This is a genomic window from Listeria sp. MAN/IMW/UF464 (genome assembly GCF_058683955.1).
Genome location: NZ_JBZWZP010000001.1, coordinates 1,253,112 through 1,274,746, shown reverse-complemented (window position 1 = coordinate 1,274,746; position 21,635 = coordinate 1,253,112). Strand labels below are relative to the sequence as shown.

General features: G+C 37.9%; 26 protein-coding genes. 23 read left to right on the top strand and 3 right to left on the bottom strand.

Translation table 11 applies throughout. The features are described 5' to 3' along the window. Positions 1–102 precede the first annotated feature (102 nt). Positions 103–738 (top strand): hypothetical protein, encoded by a 636-nt coding sequence (locus AC4PG0_RS06490; RefSeq protein ID WP_492167821.1) that lies wholly within the window; start codon positions 103–105, stop codon positions 736–738. Between the two features lie 226 nt (positions 739–964). Continuing rightward, positions 965–1,351, top strand: coding sequence for a hypothetical protein (locus tag AC4PG0_RS06485; protein WP_033533454.1), 387 nt, complete (start codon positions 965–967; stop codon positions 1,349–1,351). 72 nt (positions 1,352–1,423) lie between these two features. Here the strand turns inward: AC4PG0_RS06485 and AC4PG0_RS06480 are convergent, their stop codons facing one another. Further along, the gene (locus AC4PG0_RS06480; protein ID WP_033533453.1) at positions 1,424–2,185 is read right to left on the bottom strand and encodes a DeoR/GlpR family DNA-binding transcription regulator; all 762 of its coding nucleotides are present in this window, start codon (positions 2,183–2,185) and stop codon (positions 1,424–1,426) included. 196 nt (positions 2,186–2,381) lie between these two features. Here AC4PG0_RS06480 and iolA point away from each other — a divergent pair, with 196 nt between their 5' ends. The 6 genes from iolA (at position 2,382) to AC4PG0_RS06450 (ending at position 8,567) form a co-directional block, all read left to right on the top strand. Then, positions 2,382–3,848 (top strand): methylmalonate-semialdehyde dehydrogenase, encoded by a 1,467-nt coding sequence (iolA, locus tag AC4PG0_RS06475; protein ID WP_280377613.1) that lies wholly within the window; start codon positions 2,382–2,384, stop codon positions 3,846–3,848. 12 nt (positions 3,849–3,860) lie between these two features. Beyond that, positions 3,861–4,682: a 5-deoxy-glucuronate isomerase gene (gene iolB / locus AC4PG0_RS06470; RefSeq protein WP_203575726.1), complete on the top strand. Its 822-nt coding sequence runs from the start codon at positions 3,861–3,863 to the stop codon at positions 4,680–4,682. 16 nt (positions 4,683–4,698) lie between these two features. Next, positions 4,699–5,676: a 5-dehydro-2-deoxygluconokinase gene (gene iolC / locus AC4PG0_RS06465; protein WP_194320081.1), complete on the top strand. Its 978-nt coding sequence runs from the start codon at positions 4,699–4,701 to the stop codon at positions 5,674–5,676. 11 nt (positions 5,677–5,687) lie between these two features. Continuing rightward, positions 5,688–7,604, top strand: coding sequence for a 3D-(3,5/4)-trihydroxycyclohexane-1,2-dione acylhydrolase (decyclizing) (gene iolD / locus AC4PG0_RS06460; RefSeq protein WP_492167822.1), 1,917 nt, complete (start codon positions 5,688–5,690; stop codon positions 7,602–7,604). Between the two features lie 131 nt (positions 7,605–7,735). Then, positions 7,736–8,107, top strand: a complete 372-nt coding sequence (locus AC4PG0_RS06455) for an iron chaperone (protein ID WP_112120182.1) — start codon at positions 7,736–7,738, stop codon at positions 8,105–8,107. Between the two features lie 91 nt (positions 8,108–8,198). Beyond that, a complete protein-coding gene (locus AC4PG0_RS06450) occupies positions 8,199–8,567 on the top strand; it encodes a hypothetical protein (RefSeq protein ID WP_270907976.1) in 369 nt (122 codons plus the stop codon). A gap of 24 nt (positions 8,568–8,591) precedes the next feature. On the opposite strand, the gene AC4PG0_RS06445 is transcribed toward AC4PG0_RS06450, so the two are convergent. Beyond that, complete coding sequence (locus tag AC4PG0_RS06445) at positions 8,592–9,707, bottom strand: low temperature requirement protein A (protein WP_194320079.1); 1,116 nt, start codon at positions 9,705–9,707, stop codon at positions 8,592–8,594. Between the two features lie 129 nt (positions 9,708–9,836). On the opposite strand from AC4PG0_RS06445, the gene AC4PG0_RS06440 reads away from it, so the two are divergent. The 6 genes from AC4PG0_RS06440 to AC4PG0_RS06415 all read left to right on the top strand — a co-directional run bounded on the left by AC4PG0_RS06440 (position 9,837) and on the right by AC4PG0_RS06415 (position 13,710). Continuing rightward, a complete protein-coding gene (locus tag AC4PG0_RS06440; protein ID WP_010990390.1) occupies positions 9,837–10,502 on the top strand; it encodes a uracil-DNA glycosylase in 666 nt (221 codons plus the stop codon). A gap of 164 nt (positions 10,503–10,666) precedes the next feature. Beyond that, positions 10,667–10,966, top strand: a complete 300-nt coding sequence (locus tag AC4PG0_RS06435; protein ID WP_003738085.1) for an NfeD family protein — start codon at positions 10,667–10,669, stop codon at positions 10,964–10,966. Continuing rightward, positions 10,963–11,907 carry a flotillin-like protein FloA gene (gene floA, locus AC4PG0_RS06430; RefSeq protein ID WP_003723104.1) on the top strand — a complete coding sequence of 315 codons (945 nt, stop codon included), beginning with the start codon at positions 10,963–10,965 and terminating at the stop codon, positions 11,905–11,907. The genes AC4PG0_RS06435 and floA overlap by 4 nt, the downstream gene beginning before the upstream one ends. A gap of 34 nt (positions 11,908–11,941) precedes the next feature. Beyond that, a complete protein-coding gene (locus AC4PG0_RS06425) occupies positions 11,942–12,394 on the top strand; it encodes a hypothetical protein (RefSeq protein WP_045554322.1) in 453 nt (150 codons plus the stop codon). A gap of 145 nt (positions 12,395–12,539) precedes the next feature. Next, positions 12,540–13,223 carry an NlpC/P60 family protein gene (locus AC4PG0_RS06420; protein ID WP_010990392.1) on the top strand — a complete coding sequence of 228 codons (684 nt, stop codon included), beginning with the start codon at positions 12,540–12,542 and terminating at the stop codon, positions 13,221–13,223. 61 nt (positions 13,224–13,284) lie between these two features. Beyond that, complete coding sequence (locus AC4PG0_RS06415) at positions 13,285–13,710, top strand: GNAT family N-acetyltransferase (RefSeq protein WP_003770355.1); 426 nt, start codon at positions 13,285–13,287, stop codon at positions 13,708–13,710. A gap of 3 nt (positions 13,711–13,713) precedes the next feature. Here the strand turns inward: AC4PG0_RS06415 and proC are convergent, their stop codons facing one another. Then, the gene (gene proC, locus AC4PG0_RS06410; protein WP_492167823.1) at positions 13,714–14,514 is read right to left on the bottom strand and encodes a pyrroline-5-carboxylate reductase; all 801 of its coding nucleotides are present in this window, start codon (positions 14,512–14,514) and stop codon (positions 13,714–13,716) included. A 944-nt stretch (positions 14,515–15,458) separates the two neighbouring features. On the opposite strand from proC, the gene AC4PG0_RS06405 reads away from it, so the two are divergent. The 9 genes from AC4PG0_RS06405 to AC4PG0_RS06365 all read left to right on the top strand — a co-directional run bounded on the left by AC4PG0_RS06405 (position 15,459) and on the right by AC4PG0_RS06365 (position 21,634). Then, entirely contained in the window at positions 15,459–16,691 is a 1,233-nt protein-coding gene (locus AC4PG0_RS06405; RefSeq protein ID WP_492167824.1) for an LPXTG cell wall anchor domain-containing protein, read from the top strand. A gap of 121 nt (positions 16,692–16,812) precedes the next feature. Continuing rightward, positions 16,813–17,463 (top strand): GntR family transcriptional regulator, encoded by a 651-nt coding sequence (locus AC4PG0_RS06400; RefSeq protein ID WP_003760365.1) that lies wholly within the window; start codon positions 16,813–16,815, stop codon positions 17,461–17,463. 44 nt (positions 17,464–17,507) lie between these two features. Next, a complete protein-coding gene (locus AC4PG0_RS06395; RefSeq protein ID WP_033837854.1) occupies positions 17,508–18,107 on the top strand; it encodes an efflux RND transporter periplasmic adaptor subunit in 600 nt (199 codons plus the stop codon). A gap of 17 nt (positions 18,108–18,124) precedes the next feature. Continuing rightward, positions 18,125–18,799: an ABC transporter ATP-binding protein gene (locus AC4PG0_RS06390; protein ID WP_033533442.1), complete on the top strand. Its 675-nt coding sequence runs from the start codon at positions 18,125–18,127 to the stop codon at positions 18,797–18,799. After that, the gene (locus AC4PG0_RS06385; protein ID WP_492167845.1) at positions 18,796–19,962 is read left to right on the top strand and encodes an ABC transporter permease; all 1,167 of its coding nucleotides are present in this window, start codon (positions 18,796–18,798) and stop codon (positions 19,960–19,962) included. The genes AC4PG0_RS06390 and AC4PG0_RS06385 overlap by 4 nt, the downstream gene beginning before the upstream one ends. Positions 19,963–19,979: 17 nt before the next feature. Beyond that, positions 19,980–20,123, top strand: coding sequence for a BH0509 family protein (locus AC4PG0_RS06380; protein WP_003760374.1), 144 nt, complete (start codon positions 19,980–19,982; stop codon positions 20,121–20,123). A gap of 71 nt (positions 20,124–20,194) precedes the next feature. After that, positions 20,195–20,677, top strand: coding sequence for an SRPBCC family protein (locus tag AC4PG0_RS06375; RefSeq protein WP_492167825.1), 483 nt, complete (start codon positions 20,195–20,197; stop codon positions 20,675–20,677). Positions 20,678–20,846: 169 nt separating this feature from the next. Beyond that, positions 20,847–21,305, top strand: a complete 459-nt coding sequence (locus AC4PG0_RS06370; protein WP_045553202.1) for a PTS sugar transporter subunit IIA — start codon at positions 20,847–20,849, stop codon at positions 21,303–21,305. Then, positions 21,302–21,634, top strand: coding sequence for a PTS fructose transporter subunit IIB (locus AC4PG0_RS06365; protein WP_003729043.1), 333 nt, complete (start codon positions 21,302–21,304; stop codon positions 21,632–21,634). The genes AC4PG0_RS06370 and AC4PG0_RS06365 overlap by 4 nt, the downstream gene beginning before the upstream one ends. The last annotated feature ends 1 nt before the right edge of the window (position 21,635 follow it).

Here is a 21,635-nt window from a genome sequence, read left to right as displayed (position 1 = left end):
CACCGAACATTTGTGCCAGAATCTGACTGGACAAGGTTTTCGCAGGTAAATGAATTACCTGTTTTTGATAGCATACCTAACTTAAAATAAAGGAGAAATAATATGGGAAAATATAAATATAAAATTCTAGGTGAATATAAAGACTGGTGCGAGATTTATAAAGATGGAACCGTCATTCATAATGGTTCATCTTTAGGGATTGTAGGCCAAGTAGAGTCTGAACTTTGTTTAAGGTTAAATTACGGAACAAATAAACATTTCTATTCGATATTGAAAAAATGTGGTGATTTTATTTTAGCCGTCCCTAAGAAAGTGGAATTTTTAAAAGCTGAATACAAATATGAACCTATTATTTTTAATAAACAAGAATTTGATGAATTTATTGACTGTATTTATGTAGATGAAAAACTGATTTCTAGTATACCGCAGATAAATAAGGAAGATCTTTTAAATATGTGGTTCGTATCAAATCCGCAGCATAAAAACTATATCAATGAAATGGAAATGCAGGAAAATATTATTAATAATATTTTATTCTTTTCTGACGATGAGTATGATATATCTTGTCTAAAAAACATTATTAATAAACCAGATTTATCAGTACATCCAATAGACAGTAATTATGAAGTTATCACGATTTATATTGATGGAGATGCAGGAATGTATGAGTGGAAGGGCATAGTAATTATAGATAATAACGCTTATTTAAAAATTGATACACATTATTATATAAATTAAATGCAAGAATTCAAGTTGTTAAACTAGCGTATATTAGCAGTGAATCTTTTGATGATAACTGAGATTTATATCGTTCTATAAATGGTCCAAAAGATGCTCAAGTTCGAAATTATAGCAGATTAATTTCTGAGTATTTTAAAACTAAGCCATTATTAAGAATATTAACCTCCTTATCCATTATTTAGTAAGTAGATGGAATGATAAATAAAAGATAGGAGTGATTTTTATGATCAATGAACTTCAAAAGAAAATTGATGAAATAAATTACTGGGATTTACTAGTATTAGACATTCAAAGTAAATATTTTGGTGATGAAGTATATATTTATATAGAAAAAGATGAGGAGATTTGTTGGAAGCTATCATTTACTTCCTGCTATAAAGTTTCCTATGAGACCGATGCAAAATGGCGTGGAGATTTCAAAGTTAGAAATACAGGGCCGAAATCAGGCTATTATGCTCAAGACATTTCGTTAAATAGATATGCGGAAAACGAAGACTTTATTGAATGTTCTTTTGATGCGTCAATTATGACAATGAATATTATTTGTAAGGGAATCATTGTAGAAGAAGTAAGTGTCATAGAAAATTCGTTTTTTTGGAAAAATTATTAAAATAAAGTTCAGAGTTTGTGAATATAAAAAGAAGCCCCATTCCATCAAATGGGGCTTCCTTCATCACATAAACTAAACCAACCTCACCAAAACCCCAACATCCGCACAATACCCCAAACACCCACCAGCCATGTCCTTCGACGTAACCAACCAATCAAATTCCGCCAGCTCCCCGTACGTAAGCAACGCCGATTTATCCACCTTTGTATGGTCCACCAGCAAAAATTTCTCCGTAGCTTTTTCCATCATATGGCGCTTAATCTCATACTCCAAAATATCCGAGTTCATCACCCCATGCGTAGTCGAAAGCGCAGTCGCGGCCATGAAAGCTTTTGTAATATTATATTTCTCAAAAAATCCCCAGTTCTCCACGCCGACAAAGGATTTAGTACTCGATTTAAATGTCGAGCCAATCACAATCAATTTCACATTATCCATTTCACTCGCAAAATTAATCACATCTAGGCTGTTCGTAATAATAGTAATCTCTTTATCCGTTGGTAGAGCCGCACCGAGACAGCTAGTCGTTGTTCCGGAATCAATAAAAATCAAATCATTTTCTTCAATAAAATCAGCCGCTGCTTTTCCGATAAGCTGTTTTTCAGCATGATTTTCTGTATCACGATTTTCGAACGGCCGAATTTCTTCGGGATTATTATAAATAGAAACGACACCACCATAGACTTTTTTGATGGTGTTTTTTTGGAGAAGTTTGGCAATATCGCGACGAATAGTATTTTTAGAAACGTTGAATTGTTCGCATAAATCATCGAGGCTAGCGCTGCCTTTTTCGTGAATTAAATTCTCTATCGCTTGAATGCGTTGTACTTTCATTTGAAATTCATCCTTTGGCAAAAAATATTGTTTTCTACCCTATTTATAACACATGCCCAAAAGGTAATCAACTATGATTTTTTATGGTGAAGTTAGTGACAAAAATTAAATTGACTCTCTAATTTTATTGGCTTAAGATGGGGTTATAATCGATTGATGGTTAACTTATGAGTAATTTTAAGTGGAGGGATAATTTATGGCAGATGTACGGAAATTAAAGAATTATATTAATGGTGAATGGGTCGAGAGTAAGGCGGACAAATACGAAGATGTCATCAATCCAGCGACGGGCGAAGTGCTGTGCCAAGTGCCAATATCGACGCGCGCGGAATTAGACCAGGCCGCTAACATTGCCGAACAAGCTTTTGAAAAATGGAGCCAGGTTGCTGTGCCAAGACGTGCACGGGTTCTATTTAGTTTCCAACAGTTACTCATTCAACATAAAGAAGAACTAGCAAGACTGATTACACTCGAAAATGGTAAAAATTTATCCGAAGCACGCGGCGAAGTGCAACGTGGTATTGAAAATGTTGAGTTCGCGGCGGGAGCACCAACACTCATGATGGGTGATTCGCTTGCTTCGATTGCAACAGATGTGGAGGCGGCAAATTATCGCTATCCGGTCGGAGTTGTTGGCGGAATTGCACCATTTAACTTTCCGATGATGGTTCCTTGTTGGATGTTCCCAATGGCTATCGCGCTCGGTAACTCGTTTATTTTAAAACCTTCTGAGCGAACACCGCTTTTAATGGAGAAATTGGTTGAATTATTTTCCGAAGCTGGTCTTCCAAAAGGTGTGTTCAATGTGGTATACGGCGCGCATGATGTGGTAAATGGTATTTTAGAAAACGAAACAATTAAAGCGGTTTCTTTTGTAGGTTCTAAGCCGGTTGGGGAGTATGTCTACAAAACAGGAAGCGCGAACTTGAAACGTGTGCAAGCTTTGACAGGCGCGAAAAACCATACGATTGTACTTAATGATGCGGATTTAGAAGATACCGTGACGAATGTTATTTCAGCGGCATTCGGATCGGCTGGCGAACGGTGCATGGCGTGTGCGGTTGTTACAGTTGAAGAAGGAATCGCGGACGAGTTTTTAGCGGCACTTCGAACAGCGGCGCAGAATGTGAAAATCGGAAACGGGTTAGACGATGGCGTTTTCCTCGGTCCAGTAATTCGCGAAGAAAATCAAAAACGCACAATTGCTTATATTGAAAAAGGCGTGGAAGAAGGGGCGAAATTAACGGTAGATGGTCGTGAAACAGGGCTTTCTGAAGGGCATTTTGTGGGACCGACGATTTTGGAAGATGTTACGACGGATATGACAATTTGGAAAGATGAGATTTTCGCGCCAGTTTTATCTGTGATTCGTGTGAAAAATCTCCAAGAAGCTGTTCGGGTTGCGAATCAATCTGAATTTGCGAACGGTGCTTGTATTTTCACTAATAATGCCAAGGCAATCCGTTACTTTAGAGAAAAAATTGATGCTGGAATGCTTGGTGTGAATTTGGGTGTACCTGCTCCGATGGCGTTTTTCCCGTTTTCTGGTTGGAAATCTTCCTTTTATGGAACGCTTCATGCTAACGGTAAAGACAGCGTGGATTTTTACACGCATAAGAAAGTTGTCACTGCGAGATATTCATTAAAAGGTTACGAAGAATAGGAGGGCGCAAAAATGGGCAAACTGTTACGAAAACCGTTAAATGAAAGAATAGCGCCTGGCGTTACGCTTGTGCAGGATATTAACAAGGATAATTCTCCGCTTAGTTACGTTGGGTTTCGCTTAATTGAACTGGAAAAAGGCGCCGTTTATCAGGAGGCTCTTACTGATTTGGAGTGCTGCATTGTCGCGCTTACTGGGAAAATTACGGTTAGTGAGGCCGCGCATGTTTTTACAGAAATTGGGACAAGGGCGAACGTTTTCGAAAAAATTCCGACTGATAGCGTGTTTATCTCTGGGGGACGGGCGTTTCAAGTGAAAGCAGAATCGGGAAAGGCTCGTGTTGCCCTTTGTTATTCGCCGGCTGACCGAGATTTGCCAACGACGCTAATTAAAGCAAGTGATAATTCAATTGAGCAGCGTGGTAAATATCAAAATAAACGACTGGTACATAATATTTTGCCGGATGTGAGCGAGGTTGCGAGTAGTTTGTTGGTTGTGGAAGTGTATACGGATGGCGGAAATTTTTCGAGTTATCCGCCGCATAAACATGACCGCGATAATCCGCCAGCGGAGTCGCTTTTGGAAGAAAGTTATTATCATGAAATTAATCCGGAGCAAGGTTTTATTTTTCAACGTGTCTATACGGATGATCGTGTGCTTGATGAAACAATGGCTGTAGAGCACCAAAATGCGGTTATTGTTCCAGAGGGCTATCATCCAGTGGGGGTTCCGGACGGATATGATTCTTACTATTTAAACGTAATGGCTGGGCCGAAACGGGTTTGGAAATTTCACAACGATCCGGACCATGAATGGATTTTAGAGCGAGACTAAGAGGAGGATTTGGGGCATGAATCTAAACAAACATAGCGAACGAAAATTTGATTTAATCACAGTAGGACGCGCTTGCATTGATTTGAACGCAGTCGAATACAATCGTCCAATGGAAGAAACGATGACTTTTTCTAAATATGTGGGTGGTTCCCCGGCGAATATTGCGATAGGAACCGCAAAACTCGGCTTAAAAGTAGGCTTTATCGGCAAAATTTCAGATGATCAACATGGTAGGTTTATTGAAAAATATATGCGCGATTTGAATATAAACACGGCTGGAATGGTGAAAGATACAGCTGGGCGCAAAGTTGGTTTGGCGTTTACGGAAATTAAGAGCCCGGAAGAATGTAGTATTTTAATGTATCGTGAAAATGTAGCGGATTTATATTTGACGCCGGAAGAGATTTCGGAAGACTACATAAAAGAAACACGGGTGCTCCTCATTTCAGGTACAGCTTTAGCGCAAAGTCCATCACGGGAAGCCGTTTTAAAAGCAGTCCACCTAGCTCAGAAAAACGATGTAATAGTCGCTTTTGAACTGGATTATCGCCCGTATACTTGGAAAAATACGGAAGAAACAGCGGTTTATTATTCACTTGTCGCGGAACAAGCGGATGTGATAATCGGTACGCGTGACGAATTTGATATGATGGAAAATCAAATTGGTGGTAACAATGAAATGACAATAGACAATCTTTTCAAACATAAAGCAGAAATTATCGTGATTAAGCACGGTGTAGAAGGGTCTTTTGCGTATACAAAAGCAGGCGAAACATTCCGAGCACAAGCCTATAAAACTAAAGTCCTCAAAACATTTGGCGCAGGAGATTCCTATGCATCTGCATTCTTATATGGCCTGTTTAGCGGCGAAAATATCGAAACAGCACTTAAATTCGGAAGTGCGGCGGCTTCGATTGTTGTGAGTAAACATAGTTCTTCCGATGCGATGCCAACAGCCGATGAAATTAAAGCGCTTATTGCGAACGCGAATTAGGAGGGATTTTGATGACGGAAAAAACAATTCGACTAACTACCGCGCAAGCTTTGGTGAAATTTTTAAATCAACAGTATATTGAGGTGGACGGTGAATCTGCGCCGTTTGTGGACGGGATTTTCACATTGTTTGGGCACGGGAATGTGGTTGGGATTGGACAGGCTTTGGAAGAAAATCCAGGTCATTTAAAAGTCTACCAAGGAAAAAATGAGCAGGGCATGGCGCACGCGGCAATCGCCTATGCAAAACAAAAAAATCGTAAGCGCATCTACGCATGTTCCACGTCAGCTGGACCAGGATCTGCTAACCTAATTACAGCAGCTGGCACCGCATTTGCGAACAATTTACCAGTATTATTCTTGCCAGCCGACACATTCGCAACCAGACAGCCCGACCCAGTTTTGCAACAACTAGAGCATGAGTCGAGCACGGCAATCACAACCAACGATGGCTTCCAAGCAGTTTCAAGATATTTTGACCGCGTGCAGCGACCAGAGCAACTAATGAGCGCACTGATTCGCGCCTTTGAAGTCATGACCAACCCAGTAAGTGCCGGCCCAGCAACAATCTGTATTGCGCAAGACACAGAAGGAGAAGCATTCGATTACCCAGTAGCATTTTTCCAAAAAAGAATCCACTATCTTAATCGGCAAATTCCGACAAAACGCGAACTAACCGAGGCGGCGAAACTTATCAAAGCTAGCCAGACCCCGGTTATCATCGTTGGAGGTGGCGCCCGCTATTCAGATGCCCGCAATGAATTAATCGCCCTCTCCGAACAAAACGACATTCCGCTCGTCGAAACGCATGCTGGGAAATCCACCGTGGAGTTTAGCTTCAAAAACAACCTAGGCGGCACAGGCATCCTCGGTACACTGGCTGCAAATAAAATAATCCACGAGGCCGATTTAGTGATTGGAATTGGCACACGCTATACCGATTTCACAACGAGCTCCAAGACAGCCTTTAACCCAGCGACTAAATTTATCAATATCAACGTCAGCCGTATGCAAACATATAAACTAGATGCCTTCCAAGTGGTCGGTGATGCCAAAGCAACCCTAATCGAACTCACGCCACTTTTAAAAGGATACAAAACCCAATTTGGTGACAAGATTTCGACGTATAAAAAAGAATGGCTAAAAGAACGAACACGTCTACAACATACAAAATTCAATCGTGATAATTTCGCTCCAGAAATCAAAAATCAATTTGATCAAACAACTTTAAACGAATATGCCGATAGCTTACAGACGGAATTCACACAAACCGAAGCATTGATTACAATTAATGATACCGTGGCGCCAGATAGCATCGTAGTGTGTTCAGCTGGTTCACTTCCGGGCGACCTGCAACGACTCTGGAATCCAGCCGTGCCAAACACGTATCACCTAGAATATGGCTACTCTTGCATGGGCTACGAAATAAATGGTGCTCTTGGTGCAAAAATGGCCGCAAGCGATAACCAAGAAGTATACTCTATCGTCGGCGATGGCAGTTTCTGCATGTCCCACTCTGAACTACTGACTTCCTTACAATACGGCAAAAAAATTAACATTATGCTCTTCGATAATTCCGGATTTGGCTGTATCAACAATCTTCAAATGGCAAATGGGAGTGACAGTTTCTTCTGTGAATTCCGTGATAATAACAACCAAATCATGCAAGTCGATTACGCCAAAATTGCAGAAGGATACGGCGCAAAAGTATATAAAGCTAACACAAAAGAAGACTTAGTCAACGCGTTAGAAGACGCCAAAAAACAAACCAAAACAACTTTAATCGAAATGAAAGTGTTGCCTAAAACCATGTCAGAAGGTTATCTTAACTGGTGGAATGTAGGCGTTTCCGAAGTTTCAAATAAAGAGAGCATCACCCGAGCATACGAAGCGAAACAAACAAACCTGAAAAAAGCCCGACTATATTAAGCTAAACAAAAACAAGCCTGACTCAGAGGCTTGTTTTTGTTTGCCGTATCTAATAGCCGCGCCTTGCATCACAGCAGTTTTTCTTTATAATAAGAGTAACTGTAAGATTATGTTTTTTAGGAGGAAATAATATGGAAGCTTTTGCAGAATATCTAGCTGAGATTGAAAACCCGGAACACCGCGCACGAACACAAGAAGTTTTAACCTGGGTGGCGGAAACTTTTCCAAATCTAAAGCCAGAAATCAAATGGAATACACCAATGTTCACCAATAATGGTACCTTCATCATTGGATTCTCAATTGCAAAACAGCATATGAGTGTTTCCCCAGAAGTAGCTGGAATTGATCGTTTTGAAACGGAACTGAAAGAAGCTGGTTATAGTCATACGAAAGGGATTTTCCGGATTTTATGGAAGAAACCAGTAGATTTTGATTTACTAGCAAAAATAATCGAGTTTAATATTCAAGATAAAGCTAACTATAGTAGTTTTTGGCGCGTATAAGTAAATTATAGTTACTTTGTCGCGTAGCAAATCCGGATTTTTTATGACATAATAAATAAGCTAAAATGTATTTTAAAAAGAGTGGTGTAAAATGCGTATTTTTTGTGGAATTATGTCAATCCAAGCAGGCTTTATTGGTGCTCTTGCTGAACTACTAAGTCCTGACAGCAAAAAAAATAACTTGTTTATGATACCGGAAGATCTTGCGGCGTCATCAGGCTATCTAATGTCACTTGCGATGATTTTAGCAGGAATCCTCATTATTTGTGCTTATCGAAATGATTTTCTAATATTTATGGCACTAATTTTATGGCTATTTGGACTGATTTTTGGACTGATTTTCACCCCGAGTTATTCGGGATTCTATTTCCGTCCAATCGTATGTTTAATAAGCTTCTTAATGGGCCTGTTTATTTTTACGGATTATACAAGACATCGAGATGTGAACGAAGAAAGGTGAGCGAAATGCCCACCTTTTTTTATTTTATATCCGTGCAGGTCGCGAAGTCCGAAACTGCAACCCAAGATCAATCAATGCACAAATCCAAATACTTACAAAACTAACAAATAACGGTAAATCTGTATAAAGATTGAGGAAAAACAACCCAACGAGAAGCAATAATAACAACGCGTCTTTCCAAAAAGAAAAGCTCACTTCCACCTTTTTGTGGGTTATAAAAACGAATTGTTTTGAGATGAAAAATAGTGCTACAGAGCCAAACAACATCAAAAGCAACACATTTTTTTCTAAATGATCCTCAAACAATAAATGCAAATTCGCCGCAAGTAGCATAATGGAAATAATAATAAAGAAATGTCCATAAATTAAGTACTGCCCATGGGTTTCTTTATGATGATCGATTATTTTTTCAAAGCTATGAAAGTAAGAGACGAAGAGTGTGCTGATAATTAAAAAGCCAAGAAAAGTATAGCTGATAGTATATAAATCAAGCGTATGCCCCACCAAAATGGTAGTAATCGCGACGATACTCTCACCAAATGTAATAATAACGAACAAACCAAATCGCTCTGCCAAATGCGGGAAATCAACGGGAACTTTCCGTAATGTTTTTGCTAAGAATAACGGTAAAATAATATCAACTGCGATACCTAGATACATTACTAAATAACGAATAAAGCCATCAAAGAAAACCGAAGTAGCTGTCGTGAAAACCCCAAGCAGAAACACACTTCCGAGTATAATCGCCACCTTGCGCGCGTTTCCAACTAGCTGTCTACTCATAACAAAATACTGAATAACCGTAATAAATCGAATGCCTAAATAACCAATTAAAAAAGTATAGTACGTATTTGAAAAAGTTAAATCAAAGCTCGCCGTCATCAAAATCAAGAAAAACATTTGCGGCAACATATAAAGTTCAGGTAATTTTATCTTTTCACCAAAACGGTTGAAAAACATCGTCTGCCCCACCCACGCCCAAAACATCGGCGTTACCATCAGTAAATATTCGCCAAAATAAACAGCTGTTTTATCGGGATGATTATCAACACTAAGTAAAAGATGGGTCGTGGAAGCAACCGCGGTAACAAATATTAAATCAAAAAATAATTCTAGCCAAGAAACTTTTCTTTCAGTCATTATTTCACCCCATTAAATGCTCTTTTTTAAAATTATACCACGCGGAAAGCTATTCTTATTTACTTTTGACAGTGGCTTGCCGAGAAAAGTATAATGGAGGGACAAATTACTAGGACGGGAGAGAGCAAAATGGTGAAAACTTGGGATGAATTTTTAGAGCAAGAAGCCAAACAGCCTTATTTTATAGAATTGATGAAAGCTGTGAGTGAAGCGAGAGAAGAAGGAAATGTTTATCCATCAGAGGAAGATATGTTTTCGTGTTTCCGCTTATGCCCTTATGATAAAGTCAAAGTTGTCATCCTTGGTCAAGACCCTTATCATGGCCCAGGTCAGGCACATGGCTTAAGTTTTTCTGTGCAAAAAGACGTTCGAATCCCGCCAAGCCTTCGAAATATTTACAAGGAACTAAAAAGCGACTTGGATATTGATCCAGCTAATCACGGTTATCTTGCTAAATGGGCGGAACAGGGAGTTTTACTAATGAACACAAGCTGGAGTGTGGAGGAAGGGAAAGCCGGAAGCCACAAAAAATTAGGTTGGGCGACATTTACCGACCACGTTTTAGAAGAATTAAATAATTACGATAAGCCGCTCGTCTTTATTTTATGGGGGAATCACGCCATAAAAGCTGCAAGTGGCATCACTAACCCAAAACATTTACTGATTAAAGGAGTACATCCATCACCCCTTGCCGCAAGTCGTGGCTTTTTCGGAAGTAAACCATTTTCCAAAACCAATGAGTTCTTAAAAGAGAATAATAGAACGCCAATTGATTGGGATTTAAATAGTAAATAATAGCAACATTTTGTCGTTTTTTCTTCCTATTATAAATTTTTCTTTAAAAGTGAAAAAATTTACAGAATAATTGCTAAAAGTTTTTTACATAAAGTTTCTTTCGTGTTATGGTTATTACAGGAGATAGTTAAAACTTAAAAAAGTTCCTAAAGAAGGTGACTGGTTTGAAGCATAATTTTACAGAAGATGACTTTGTTTATGGAGAATCATGGGGACTCGTGCATCGGGGGGTTTTAGAAGACAAAGAAATAGAAAGAATGAAAGCGCTACGAGACAAAGTAGTGGGCAAAAAAGGTGTAGCACAAACGACACTTAAACCGATTGGCAGTGTCAGAATAGACGGAGAAGTCTATGAAGCTCGCTTGAAAACAGGTTATTTGGAAGTTGGAAAACCAATAATTGCAGTAGGTATCGATTTCGGATACGTACTAGTTAATGAAGATATACAGGAGGGAGAAAAATGACAATGATTGGACCAATTATTATCGCAGTATTGATTATCATCTTTTTAATCGTCTTTTTTACTTTAGTACCAGTGGGGTTATGGATTAGTGCATTATCCGCACGTGTACCAGTAGGACTAGGAACATTAATCGGGATGAGATTACGTCGGGTTGTACCTTCTCGCGTTGTAAAACCGTTAATTAAAGCAGTAAAAGCAGGACTTGATTTAGAAGTAAACCAACTTGAAAGTCACTATTTAGCAGGTGGGGACGTGGATAACACAGTTGATGCGTTAATCGCCGCACACCGCGCAAATATTGAATTAGATTTTAGCCGTGCAGCAGCCATTGACCTTGCTGGACGTGACGTACTTGAAGCAGTACAAACTTCTGTAACACCAAAAGTTATCCGTACACCTGAATTTACTGGTGTGGCGCAAAATGGGGTAGAAGTAAAAGTTATTACACAAATTACCGTACAATCTAATATTGAACGTATCGTCGGTGGTGCGGGTGAAGATACAGTTATCGCGCGTGTCGGTGAAGCCGTAGTATCTACAGTCGGTGAAACGAGAGAACATACAGACGTACTTGAAAATCCAAACAGCATTTCGAAAAAAGTCCAAGAACAAGGACTTGGAGACGGAACTGCTTACACTATTTTATCCATTGATATCGCTGAAATGCGTATCGGTGACAATATTAAAGCAAAACTAGACATCGAAAAAGCCAACGCGGACATGGAAGTTGCTCAAGCAGCTGCATCGAAACGTAAAGCTGAAGCGATTGCCCTAGAACAAGAAAACAGAGCTGCCGTAGTAGCCGCAGAAGCAGAAGTACCACGTGCTCTTTCTCGCGCTTTAGAAGAAGGCAACTTAGGCGTAATGGATTACTACAAAATGGAAAATGTACAATCAGATACAGCAATGCGCGAATCGATTGCACACGAAGACGAAAAATAAACCTTGATCTTTTGCAAGAAAGAAGGTGTTTTCATTGGATTTAAATGATTTTCTAAATAGTGGCTGGGAAGGTGTTTTAGTTATCCTTGGGGTGATTGGCGTTATTGTAAATCTCCTTAGTAAATCGGGCAAGGCAGCTGACAGCGAAAAAAAAGAACCATCCAAGCTAAGCCAAATGTCGCGTGCGAACTACAAACCGCAACATCATAACCAAACCACTAAAAAACCACAAAAACGAAAAGTATCACAAGGAACTTTTACACAAAATAAAGAACAAGATAAAGTTATCGCGGAACAAAAAGCCGCACAAGAGAAAATGTTAAGAGAAATCCGCCGGGAATCCGACGTGGCCAAAGGGAAAAAGATAATGAAAACTTCCACGCATCGCCCTAAAAAAGCTCGAAAATTACGGGGTAGATTACAGGAAGCAATAATTACCAAAGAAATCCTTGATAAACCAGTCTCTTTACGAAAAAACCATCTATAGAAATAAGCTCAAGAACTCGTTTCTTGGGCTTATTTTTTTGCTGTGTCCAAACTGTTACATAATAAAGTTAAGTTTTAAAATAGCTGTATTACAACTGTAACATTCACCTGATATGCTGTGGGTATATAAAAAAGGGGTGCGTGGATTGAAAATAATAGCAGCGAGAAGAAAGATTTTTTTTGCGTTAATAGCTTTAATGATTTCTTTTTCAGTACTATTTTTACCAACAAATAGCGCATCAGCAGCAACTACTTACAAGATGACGACAACAGCTGATGTAAATGTTCGCACAGCAGACAATACAAGCGGCAAAGTCATCGGTTTTTACAAAAAGGGTACTACGGTTACTTTTACAGCCAAAACAAAAAATAATTGGTACAAAACAACATACAACGGTAAAGTAGGATATGTTTCAGGTAAATGTTTAACTACATACAAAGCACCTGTTGCAACAACACAAAGTTTTGCCGCATTAAATAATGAAGCAAGAAAACACCTTGGTAAGCGTTATAAAATCGGCGCAACTGGCCCAAGCTGCTTTGATTGCTCTGGATATACGCAATATGTATATTCAAAAGGAATAAAAAAATCTATTCCTCGTACAGCTAAACAACAATATGCTTCCGCCAAAAAAATTAAAGCAAGCGAACTAAAAAACGGCGATTTAATTTTCTTTAATTACGGCAAAGGGATTGCCCATGTTGGGATTTATGTAGGAAATGGAAAAATGCTTAACGCACAAAATAACGGCGTGAAATACGACACTATCAAATCTGGCTACTGGAAAAAATACATTGCTGGTTACGGTCGTGTAGCAAATTTAAAATAATTTTACAAAGCGTCACTTTCAGGTGATGCTTTTTTGTGTAATTAATAAGGAGGAATCATAAGTGGAGTTTAGTATAAAAGAAATACCTTTAGAAGAGTTGGAACCTAAAGTAATCGAAGGTCTGATGAATCATAAAGAAAGAATGGGCTATTCGATACCTAAAAGTGAACCTGCTTTTATTGGATTTGCGGCGATAAATCATGAAGGAGAAGTAGTCGGTGGCGTAACAGCTAAAACGAGTTACGGTGAACTCCATGTGTCACTGCTTTCAGTAGATCAAAAAATGCAAGGAACAGGGGTAGGGACAGCATTAATAGAACAAATAGAAAGATATGGTAGAGAACATCATTGCCACCATATCTCTCTAACAACATTCAGTTACCAAGCTCCGGAATTTTATAAAAAATGTGGTTTCATAGAGCTTGGCCGTATCACAGATTTTCCATTAAAAGGTGAGGAAAAATACTTTTTCGTCAAATATCTATAAAGTCTACATGGAACTGTTTTTGTTAGCAGCGGCTTGAACGGCACTAATGACAGAGGAACGGAAACCTGTATCTTCCAGTGACTTGACTGCTTCGATTGTTGTTCCACCAGGAGAGGTGACCATGTCTTTTAGTTTTCCAGGATGTTCGCCAGTTTCTAATACCATTTTTGCGGCACCAAGAACGGCTTGAGCTGCGAATTTATAAGCTTTATCTCGCGGCATACCGTTCAAAACAGCTCCATCAGCAAGCGCCTCGATAAACATATACACATATGCTGGGGACGAACCACTGACGCCCACTACGGCATCCATCAAGTTCTCAGCAACTACTTCGGCTTTTCCAAAACTAGAAAAAATAGTAGAAATATGCGCTGTTTCTTCCGCAGTTACATTGCTATTAGGCGAAATGGATGACATTGCTTCGCCGACAAGCGCCGGGGTATTTGGCATAACGCGAACAATTTTAGTTTCTGTTGACGTTAATTCTTCTAAGTCTTTAATTGTGACCCCTGCTGCTACAGAAATAACGATTTTTTCAGGTATTATCTTATCTTTTACTGCTGTTAAAATCTCAGGAATAGTATAAGGCTTAACGGATAAAATGATAATATCTGCTTGTTCTGCAAGTTGAGCGATATCCGTTGTTAATTGAATTCCGTTAAATTCCGTTTTAAGTGGTTTTAATTTTTCCATATCTCTACCACACACAAGAATGTCTTCTTCTTTCCCCAAGTTAGCTTTTGCTAAACCACGAATCATTGCTGCACCCATATTTCCCGCACCTATAAAACCGATTTTTTTCATACTAATTCTCGCTCCTAACAAAATCTTTTTTTCTATTATCTCACGTTATGTGGCTTTGTCCAGCCTTTCAGAAATGGAAAAAAGCAACAAACAAATTAGATCTAAAACAATCTTAGGATTTATTCTAAGGTTTTTTGAGTTTGGGATTGTATTTTTTGTGAAAAAAAGTCTGATTTTGAACTAAACTTGTAAAGCCACTCATGAAATTTATAGCGCAACTAAACTTTGGCTCGTATGAATAATAAAATGTAGCGAAAATGTGTCAAAAGCGACTCGCTTGACAACTAAAAATAAACATTATTGTGATAATTGTCCCCAAATAAGTGATTCTGAGCAACAGTAAAAATTAGCTTAGGATACTATATATTGCTCAATGTTTTTAAGGTTTGAAAGCGCTATAAATGGCGTTTTTATCAGCTATAATTAACATTGGATAACAGTTCCAACTACATAATACTGCGAGGTGAAAACATTGAATTTCTTTCTACAATTATTAGGCAACTTTTCTGGCGCTTTAAATTTCCCAGACGTAACAGAAATCCTAAACAACTTAATTAAAGTTATTTTTGGTTGATTTCAAAAAAATAAAACAAGAGAGGAGGTAACTAAAGTTGAATTTCTTTCTACAATTATTAGGTAATTTCTCAGGAGCGCTTAACTTCCCGGAAATCACAGGATTATTAAACAACTTAATGAAAGCAATCTTTGGTTGATTTTCACAAAAATAAAACAGCAGAGGAGGCCACTAAAAAATGAATTTCTTTTTACAATTATTAACTAACCTTTCAGGAGCATTCAATTTCCCAGAAATCACAGGATTACTAAACAACTTAATCAAAGGAATCTTTGGTTGATTGCTCATTAGAATAAGTTGAAATATAGGGTTAAGGCTGACTTAACCCTATTTTGTAATTAAAGATGTAAATGAGGAGGATTTTTAATCCATGAAAAAAATAATCGCGTTAATCACAACAGTTGCACTTCTATCAATGGTTGTCTTTAACTTTATTCCGAGTATGGTTGCAGATGCGGCTAGTACTTCCGAGAACAATTTGACATATAAAGATGTACGAAATGGTTTTTACTTTGTTGGATATGAAGATGTGCAACTTGAAAAAGGTAAAAGTTATAAATATACAGTAGCTTATGAAGCAAATGTTGACATGCAAGCGACTAATACTGTTACAGGTCAATCAGCAAAAGCAGGACTATTTATACCAAATTCGTCTGGCGTAGAACTTGATAGTAACAATGTGACTACTACACAAAATAACGTAGTCGATGTAGCAAATGACGGAAATAAAGTATTTACACATACATTTGAATTTACAGTAAAAGAAGATACAAAAGCAGATATTGGTACTTATTTAGGAGCAGGATCTGTCATCCCAACGACTCCAGATGCAACAATAATTTGGAAAAACGTATCAGTAACAAATGAAACACCCGTAGAACAACCAGAAGCTCCAGTTATTAATGCAGAAGATAAAACAATCGAACAAAATGAAACTTTTGACGCATTAAATGAAGTAACCGCAACAGATAAAAAAGATGGCGATCTTACTAAAGACATCAAAGTAACTAAAAACACTGTTGATACAACAAAAAGTGGCGAATACGACGTTGACTATAGTGTGACAAACTCAAGCAAACTCACAACGACAAAAAGCATCAAAGTAACCGTTACTCCAGTAGAAACAAAAACAAACACAGCTCCAGTTATTGATGCAAAAGATCAAACAATCAAAGTTGGTGACCTATTTAATTCGTTAAAAGGAGTTACGGCAACGGATAAAGAAGACGGCGACTTAACAGCGAAAATTAAAGTAACAAAAGACACCGTGAACAATGCGGAAAAAGGCGTTTACCAAGTAACTTATACAGTTACAGATTCCGGTAATCTATCAGCCTCTCTTACAATCAAAGTGACTGTTACTCAAGATGGAAAATTAATTGTTAATCCAAGCGATCCGACAAATCCAGCTGATCCATCCAATCCAGAAGTAACAAAAACTCCTGTAGAATTTGAAAGAGCTTCAGTTGATCCAACAACGACTAAAGTAAATGTGAACAAAATTCCAAAAACTGGTGATAGCTCGATGATATGGGTAGTCTTAGCAGGACTAGGCTTAACTACCATTGGCATCAGCTCTTATCGCAAAAAAGCAAATAGATAATTTATCATTGATGAAAAGAGTATGCTAGGTCTGAAATCAGATACTCTTTTCATTAACTAGATGATAAAATGGCAATCAAGGGCTATTTTTAAAGAGCTTTACACAGAGAGGGGAGTCATTTATGCCAAAAATTGCTAAAAGTGATCGATTGGAGAATGTTGCTTTTGAGTACATTAAGAACAAAATTACAACAGGGGAGTATCCTACCGGGTACAGAGTAGTTGAAGCGAAGTTATCCCAAGAATTAAACATGAGCAGAACACCAATTAGAAGGGCGATTATTAATCTTTGCCATTCTGGTTTTTTAGTTCATCAGTATAATCGTGGTGCCTTCGTCCAAAATACAGAGGTAACAATTACTGAGTTTTTTTCAAGAATGAAATTGGTCGAACTTTTAGTGTATGAAAGCACGGAAAAATTAGCTTTACGGGAAGATTATATTGTTGTAGATGACATCATAGAAATAGCAGAAAAAGTAATTCAATATGAAAAAAATAGAGAATATGAGTTAATGCGGGGTGCTTTTGAAGATTTTATTAGCACGTTTATCGGTAAGTTGAACAATGATTACTTTAATAGAGTAATTCAAGATTTATGGAATGAAATAAATGACAACGCAACCAAAGAAGTAAGACTTATTATTGTTTCTGCGAGTGATCGAATTGCGGAAGAATTAGCGCACATGATTGAAATTTTAAAATCATGGAATTACGAACAATTAAAAAAATGTTTTCAACACATAATGAACGCAATGATTTTAATTGCTTTTTAAAGAGAGGTTTATAACTATTGAAAAAAATAAGCTGGATGATTATCATGCTGATTATCGTTGCTATATCAGTAGGCTATTATTTTATAAAAGAAAATGAGAAAAAAACACCACAAGTAATTAATTACAAAACAGTCGAAGCGAATAAAACAGACTTAAGCGTCTATGTTTCCGCAGAAGGTCATATCGTAAAAACAGTAAATGAATGGCCAGATTATAAAGATTTTGCAGTACAAATTATGGTGGACGAGCTAGAAATCAATCAAATAAAAGAAAAACAAGCAGCAAATGTCCACGTTGAAGCCGTAGATAATAAGATTTACAAAGGCAAAGTTTCTGATATAGATGAAAAAGGCATCATAAACGGCTCCGTAACATCGTATAAAGTTACGATTGATTTGGAAAATGATGATAATTTAAAAGAAAATATGTCAGTAAGTGCTGACGTGCTCGTGGCACTAGAAAAAATGATTCTGACAATCCCGATAGAAGCAGTTCACACAGATAAACAAGACAAAAATTATGTTTATATTGTTGATGAAAATAAGCAAAAAAAGAAAATCTGGATTGAAACAGGAAAACATAATACAAAATCTATCCAAGTAGTAAAAGGACTTACAGAAGGACAACCTGTGATTATTCCTTAAATGGAGGAGAGTGCGACATGATTCAACTATTTAACATCTCAAAATCCTACCAAATGGGAGAAAACACAATAAAAGCATTAGACGACATATCGCTTCAAATCAGTGAAGGTGAATTTTTAGCCATTATCGGCCCATCTGGTTCTGGAAAATCTACCTTAATGAATATACTTGGAATTCTTGATAAGGCGACAGTTGGTGAGTACTATCTCAATAAAAGGAATTTAATGCGCGTATCAGACCGAAAGATTTCTAAAATTAGAAATCGGAAAATCGGTTTTATTTTCCAGCAATTTAATTTAATGCCCCGACTCACTGCTTTTGAAAATGTAGAATTGCCGCTTGTATATCGAGGTGTAGGTAAAGCTGTTCGAAAAAGAGTCGTATTAAAAAGTTTAGAACGAGTTGGATTATTAGATAAAAAGAAACATCTACCTGCCCAGCTTTCAGGAGGTCAGCAGCAACGTATCGCGATAGCACGAGCCATAGCAGGAAGTCCGGAAATAATACTAGCAGATGAACCAACAGGCGCGCTTGATTCTAAAACCGGAGAAGAAGTAATGTCGTTGCTTAAAGAAATTCACCGAGAAGGAAATACATTAATTATGATTACACACGATCAAGAAATCGCCCAACAAGCAGAGCGAATAATAGAAATTAAAGACGGCAAACTCTGTGAATGGAACAAATTATGAATATTTTTCAAAGCATTAAATTAGCTCTAAAACAACTACTATCCGCCAAATTTCGAACATTTTTAACAATGCTTGGAATTATTATTGGTGTTTTTTCTGTTATATTACTTGTTTCAATTGGCGAGGCGATTTCAAAAAATGTTTCTAGCCAATTAGGAGATATGGGGAGTAATCTGGTATCTGTTAGCTTTTATTCCGATAATCCAAACGAGAAATTCACCTATAAAGAAGCGAATGGCCTTTTGAATGAGGAAGAAATTGGTTCGCCGGAAGTAATGAAGACCAAAGAAGTAAGAACGAATGTAAAGACAGCGAGTAGCCAAGTAACTGGAGTAAATGAAGATTATGCGACTATGAAAAACTTAGAACTTACATCAGGTCGATTTTGTTCTAATGTAGATGTTCGATTTGCCCAAAAAGTGACTGTCATCGGTTCAGAAATTGCTAAAACGTATTTTAAAAATCAAAATCCAGTAGGAAAACATATCCAAATTGCCGGCGCTAGATATTTAGTTATTGGCGTTTTAAAAGAAAAAGGCGAGAGCTTATTCGGATCAGCGGACAAGAAACTTTTTATTCCGGTCACATCCGCAGAACGACTTTTTAAAACGGATTCTGTAGATTTATACTATATTCAAACAAAAAATACGGAACAAGTGCCAGACGTAGTGAAGCGGACAAAACAGCAACTAAGCCAACTTTTTCCAAATAATAAAGAGGCGTATACGGTTGTCAATCAGCAACAGGCACTTGATACATTTGACAGTATTACTAGCACGCTTACCATTGGTTTAGGGGCGATTGCTGGGATTTCTTTGCTCGTTGGCGGGATTGGAATCATGAATATTATGCTCGTCTCGGTTTCAGAACGAACGCGAGAAATTGGTATTAGAAAAGCAATCGGTGCAGGTAGTGGGGATATTTTAAGGCAATTTTTGATTGAAGCTATAGTGCTTAGTTTGTTAGGCGGAGGTATCGGTATTTTACTCGGAATTTTTTCCGCGCAAATAGTTACAGCCGCATCTAGTTTTGACATGCATGTTTCTGCTACGACGATTCTTTTAGCAGTTGGATTTTCGATGTTTATTGGAATTGTGTTTGGTGTAGTGCCAGCGCAGAAAGCTTCGAAAAAAATGCCGATAGATGCGTTACGAGCAGATTAACTATAGGGGGCGTTTTTATGGAGAAAGAACAACAAGTCGATGATACATGGGTTTTAGTAGAAATTGTTAGTCTAGTAACCAATGTAGAACGACAAAGACTGAGAGAACTTAGTTACGCTGACTTGGAAGAATTTTATGAAAGAGTTGTAGTAGAGCAATAAAGAAAATCCTGCTTTTTGCGAGAATAATAAAACTATGCGAAAATAAAGGCAAATTAGTAGGAGGGATTTAGATGTACGAATCGATTAGGAAACGTGATGATGGTACGACGCTCGTTGAATTTGGATTAGAAATAAATGAGGAAGTAGCAGATGTATTTTCCTTATTAACGACCAACGAAGGGCTAGCAAAGTGGTTTAATGAGCTTGAAATAGGCGAGCTTGGCGCAAATGGACATCTTCTTTTCATCATGACTCCTGAAGAAAAAATAACCATGCCAATTCGTGCATTTGAACCTAACCGAAAAATCGCCTTTCAGTGGGATCAAGATGAAGTAGCGTTTGAACTAAATGAAATTGCGGGAAACAAAACAAAGTTAGTTTTTACAGAACAACTGACCGCAATCACAGAGCACAGTCCAAGAGATGTGTCTGGTTGGCATGTTTGCCTGAAAAAATTACAAGCAAGCGCGGAGAAAAAGACGTACGATTTTAACAAAGCCACATTTGAAACCCTATTTGCCAAATACCAAAAAGCATTGAATACTGAAAAATAAATCCTTTAGAAAAGCCATAAATGAAGCTGAAATTGCTTTGTTTATGGCTTTTTTCTGTTTCAATTAATCTTTTTCCACTTTAACTGGAAATTCCTTATGTTCAAAAAAGTAATCGATTTCATTAGAATGTAATTGTAAGCAAGGCATTGAAAAAATACGGGGTGACGAAATGATAGTATCGGAAGAACAATTATTTTTAAATCAGCATCTAAGCACAAAAGAAGAAGTGCTAGCTTTTATTGCAGACAAGGCAGAAGAAATCGGTATCACAACAAATTCAGCTCAGGTAGAACGTGACTTATGGGCGCGCGAAAAAGAATACGCGACAGCAGTACAACAATTAATCGCCATTCCACATGCGAAAACAGAGGCAATATCAGAAGCAAAACTGCTTTTCATTCGTCTCGTTGAACCGATTGATTGGGAGTCAAAAGAAGGTTTTAAGGCACAAGCCATTTTTGCGATATTAGTTCCAGCAAGCGAGGCAAGTCAGCAACATTTGAAAATTTTATCAAGTGTGGCTGTGAATTTACTAGAAGAAGCGTTTCAAGAACAAATTTTAACGATTCAAACGGAACATGAGCTGATGGATTACTTGAAAGATAATTTGGAAGGAGAATTGATATGAAAGTTGTAGGAGTTACGTCATGTATTGCAGGGCTTGCACATACACCAATGGCAGCCAAAGCACTAGAAAAAGCCGGAGTGAAATTGGGTCACGATGTCAAAATTGAGCAACAAGGTGCAATGGGGACAATTGATGAAATCACGCCAGCCGAAGTGAGCGCAGCAGATGTAGTTATCATCGCAGCAGATAAAGTTATCGACGGGGAAGATCGTTTCAAAGGAAAACCAGTCGTTCGTGTAAAAATTGGTCAATGTGTTGCGAACGGGGAAGCGGTGTTAAGTAAAGTAGTTGCAGCAATTGAAGCACGTAAACAAAAGGAGGCTAACTAAG